Source organism: Parasphingorhabdus sp., assembly GCF_041748495.1.
GTDB lineage: Bacteria > Pseudomonadota > Alphaproteobacteria > Sphingomonadales > Sphingomonadaceae > Parasphingorhabdus.
The window spans coordinates 1-4,348 of sequence record NZ_JBGTDD010000161.1 but is presented as its reverse complement, the minus strand read 5'-3'; the positions used below and the strand labels follow the sequence as shown (position 1 = coordinate 4,348).

Annotated in this window: 3 protein-coding genes, 1 tRNA gene and 1 pseudogene; 3 read left to right on the top strand and 2 right to left on the bottom strand. The window is 59.2% G+C overall.

Going from position 1 to position 4,348, the window contains the following annotated elements; all coding sequences use genetic code 11:
- Positions 1-1,271: NAD(P)-dependent oxidoreductase (locus tag ACEW8J_RS14145; RefSeq protein WP_373492287.1), on the bottom strand; the 1,271-nt coding region annotated here is incomplete at its 3' end.
- Between the two features lie 270 nt (positions 1,272-1,541).
- Here ACEW8J_RS14145 and ACEW8J_RS14140 point away from each other — a divergent pair.
- Entirely contained in the window at positions 1,542-2,336 is a 795-nt protein-coding gene (locus ACEW8J_RS14140; RefSeq protein WP_373492286.1) for an undecaprenyl-diphosphate phosphatase, read from the top strand.
- A 24-nt stretch (positions 2,337-2,360) separates the two neighbouring features.
- On the opposite strand, the gene ACEW8J_RS14135 is transcribed toward ACEW8J_RS14140, so the two are convergent.
- Complete coding sequence (locus ACEW8J_RS14135; protein ID WP_373492285.1) at positions 2,361-3,308, bottom strand: complex I NDUFA9 subunit family protein; 948 nt, start codon at positions 3,306-3,308, stop codon at positions 2,361-2,363.
- A 228-nt stretch (positions 3,309-3,536) separates the two neighbouring features.
- Between ACEW8J_RS14135 and ACEW8J_RS14130 the strand changes: the two genes are divergently transcribed.
- Positions 3,537-3,623 (top strand) — tRNA-Leu (locus ACEW8J_RS14130).
- A gap of 226 nt (positions 3,624-3,849) precedes the next feature.
- Positions 3,850-4,077: pseudogene (locus ACEW8J_RS14125) on the top strand (integrase); the annotation flags it as partial.
- Between the last annotated feature and the right edge of the window lie 271 nt (positions 4,078-4,348).

Below are 4,348 nucleotides of genomic sequence, written 5' to 3'. Positions count from 1 at the left end.
AGATCGGGGCAGCCGAACAGATCGGGTAGATCTTCGGCATCAAAGCCCAGCGCCTTGATCACCAGATCGGCGGGGATGGTGAAATCGCTGTCCGGCTCGACTTCCGGCGACCGGCGACCGCTGGCGTCGGGCGCGCCGAGCCGCATCCGGGTTGCCCGCACCGCGGTAACATGATCGGTGCCCTCGACCGCTTTCGGCGCCGACAGCCAGACAAATTCGACGCCTTCTTCCTCGGCATTGCGCACTTCATTCTGCGAGCCCGGCATATTGGCGCGGTCGCGGCGATAGAGGCATTTGACCGATTTGGCGCCCTGCCGGATCGAGGTGCGCACGCAATCCATCGCCGTGTCGCCGCCGCCGATCACGACGACATTCTTGCCCTTGGCATTATAGCGGCCGCCACCCGAGTCAGGTCCGAAATCAGGGACATCGTCGCCAAAGCTCTTGCGGTTGGAGGTGATCAGGAAGTCGAGCGCCTCTTCGACGCCCGGCGCGCCGACGCCCGGCATCTCGATCGCGCGCGCCTGATAGACGCCGGTCGCGACCAGAATCGCGTCATGTTCATTGAGCAGCTCGTCGAGCGCAGCCTCTCGGCCAACTTCAAAATTTTCGTGAAACTGGATGCCGCCATCCTTCAGCCGCTGCACCCGCCGCATGATCACATGCTTTTCCAGCTTGAAGCCGGGGATGCCATAAGTCAGCAATCCGCCGGCCCGATCATGCCGGTCATAGACATGCACGTCATAGCCGGCGACCCGCAGATATTCGGCTGCGGTCAGGCCGGCTGGCCCGGCGCCGATGATGCCGACCGACTGGCCCAGGGGTCGACCCGGCTGGAGCGGTTCGACCCAGCCTTCCTCCCAGGCGGTGTCGGTGATATATTTTTCCACCGCGCCAATGGTGACCGCGCCATGGCCGGAAAATTCGATCACGCAATTGCCTTCGCACAATCGGTCCTGCGGGCAGATGCGGCCACAGATTTCCGGCATGGTCGAGGTCAGGTTGGACATTTCATAGGCTTCGCGCAACCGGCCTTCGGCGGTCAGCCGCAGCCAGTCGGGGATATGATTGTGCAGCGGGCAATGGACCGAACAATAAGGCACGCCGCATTGCGAGCAGCGCGCGGATTGCTCGGCGGCCTGGCCCGGTGCATATTTGTCGGCAATCTCCTGAAAATCTTCGGCGCGCAGGCTCGGCGCGCGCTTTTCGGGATAGGCCTGGCCGTCCTCGACAAATGTCAGCATTTCCAGTTTCTGCGGGCTTTTTGCCATGCCAGATGTTCGCTTCCTGCAATTTATGATGGTCACCAACGACCCTCCTGTGCGGGCCGGGCGTTGGAAATAGCCAAAAATGCAGCGGGAGTCACGCATAAATTCCAATATAAGACAGGTATTATGTCCTAATAAGGGGATATGAAGAACTATTGTCCTGCCGAAAGCAGTGTTGTCAGATTATCAGTTCCGTATCGGCCCCATATTTTCCGCAGGACAAGCGCTTTGCGAAACGCTATTGCGCGCGGCAAACCAACAGACGGACTGTCCATGACCTTCATTCAGATGCTGCTCCTCGCGATCGTGCAGGGCGTTACCGAATTTCTGCCGATATCCTCTTCCGGTCACCTGATTCTGCTGCCGGTCTTTACCGGCTATGCCGATCAGGGCCCGATGATCGACATTGCCGTGCATGTCGGGTCGCTGCTCGCGATCATCACCTATTTTTTCAAGGATGTCTGGGCGCTCGGCCGGGGTGGGCTGGCGTCCGTCGGCATTGGCCAGGCCGCTGCCGAGCGGCGCCTGTTCTGGTGGATCATCATCGGCACCATTCCCGCAGTCATCGTCGGACTGTTCCTGAAGACCGGCGGCTATCTCGACGGTTTCCGCAGCACCACCTTGGTGGCGGTCAATCTGATCGTCTATGGCATCCTGCTCGGTATCGCCGACCGCTTTGGCAAACAGGTCAAATCCTTCGAGGACCTGTCACTCAAGGACGGCATCATCGTCGGCCTCGCACAGGCGCTGGCGCTGATCCCGGGCACCAGCCGTTCCGGCGTGACCATGACCGCCGCCCGCTTCCTCGGCTACACAAGGGTTGAGGCGGCACGATTCTCGTTCCTGCTGTCGATCCCGGCGGTGGCCGGCGCTGGCGTGCTGATCATTCCTGATCTGATGGATGCCAGCAGCGATCTGCTGAAGGAAGCGCTGATCACCGGTGCGCTGACCTTTCTGGCGGCGCTGGCGACCATGGCCTTCCTGATGCGTTTCCTGCGCAAGGCCTCGATGATGGTGTTTGTTGTCTACCGCATCGCCATGGGCATCGCGCTGCTCGCCCTGTTCTAGCGCGGCAGGCTTATGACGCTGGCGCTAGCGGGTCTTGGCGCGCGCGCCGAAGCGGCCGTGCGCGGTATATTTTTCCATCCAGCCGCTGGCCACGGCCGCGAGCGGGGTTGGCGCGATGCCGAAGGTTTCTAGTCCTTTGGCCCCGGGTGCGACGATGTTGTCACTCTGCAGCATCTTGTACTGGTCCGCCGTTATCGGCGCGCCGGGGAAGGGGCCGAGCAGGCTGGCCATCAGTTTGGCAGCAAAATCCGGGACATTGACGAAGGTCCGCTTGCGTCCGGTCAACTGGGCAATCCGCCGGTTGAGTTCGCCCATGCTGAAGATTTCCGGGCCGCCGAGCTCGAACGTCTCGCCGGCGTAAATTTCGCACTGGTTCAGCGCTGCGGCCACGGCATCGGCAACATCGCCGACAAACACCGGCTGGAAGCGGGTTTCGCTGCCGATCACCGGGACCAGCGGCAACAATTCGATCATCGCGGCAAAGCGATTGACAAACTGGTCCTCGCGACCAAAGACAATCGACGGTCGCAGGATGATGGCGTCTGGAAAGGCCTGTAAAACAGCCGTTTCCGCCTCACCCTTGCTCCGCCCGTAACGCGAAGGAGACGCGTTGTCAGCCCCAATAGCCGACAAATGCACCAACGCCCGGCACCCCGCCGCCGCAGCAACTTCGCCAACATTCCGCCCCCCCTCGACATGCACCCGTTCAAAGTCGCCCTTCAATATTCCGACCAGATTGATCACCGCATCGCAGTCCCGAACCGCCCGTTCCACACTGTCCTTCTTGGTGATATCGGCGCTGATAAATTGCGTCTGGCCGAGATTGCCAAGCGGCTTGATATGCATCGCATTCTTGATATTGCGCTCGGCAATGCGCAGCCGGACCCCGCGCTCCAGCAGAGCTTGCGCGATATAGCGGCCAAGAAAGCCGCCGCCGCCAAATATGCAAATCAGTCGTCCGTCGAGGTTCATGTCCGTTTTCCACCCATGGCTTGGTTTCCGCTTATCCTCTGCCGCAGCGCGGCGGGCGAAGCAACAGCGGATTCTGCCCACAGACCAGCATTCGGCTAGCAGCAGAGCAGCCCCTGGGTGATCCGCTCTATCACGCTGTCGCTTTGTCGATATGAATCATTGACAGCGAAGCCACCAAGCGGCTAATCGCCCGCCTCTATCAGGCGGCTTCGATTGCCGCTTGCATGGGCCCAGATGGCGGAATTGGTAGACGCGCTAGCTTCAGGTGCTAGTATTCGCAAGGATGTGGAGGTTCGAGTCCTCTTCTGGGCACCATTTGTTCTTCTCTTGTTCTCTCAAATAGTCTATAAGACCCGCAGAAACGCTCGGTTTCTCGCTTCGGGTTTGTTCCAGCTTGTCCCATCAAATCTGGGGCCTTCTCGGAGTTTTTAGGGGCCTTTTTAGGGGCCTTTTTGAAAACCGCATTGGGAAGGACTCGAATTGACTTTAACTGACACGCGCATCCGCTCTCTGCGTCCTCGCGACAAATCTTACAAGGTCATGGATACGTGCAACCGCCTCTACGTTGTTAAACGAATGCGGGTTATGGAACCCCGATGCCATCGAACGTTCTCTGGCTCATGGAGACAGCAATGCTGTGCGCGGTGTGTATCATCGCGGCTTGCACTGGAAGGAGCGTGTTGAGATGGCGCAATGGTGGAGTGACTATCTGGATGAACTACGCGAGGGTGGAAAAGTGACGCAGTTAAAGAAATTGCGAAGCAAATAGCACATTTTAATTCGAGATCTGCTAAGTTGGACAGTCCGGAAAGTCCGGTATTGTGGATGCAGAGGCAATTGCCGCCTTTCATTCACCTACCATGCTTATCGAAACTTCGCGCCTCGTCGTGGCGTACCATTAGGCGACAATGGTTCCGCCAAAGGTTAGGCATTCTACTAATTGTGAAAATGTACCACCTCCAACAGCATCGATGGCCAAGGCAATCGGCGCATTGCCGGTCGCTTCCGCAACGCGGGCGGCCAAATCAGGACCATCGGTC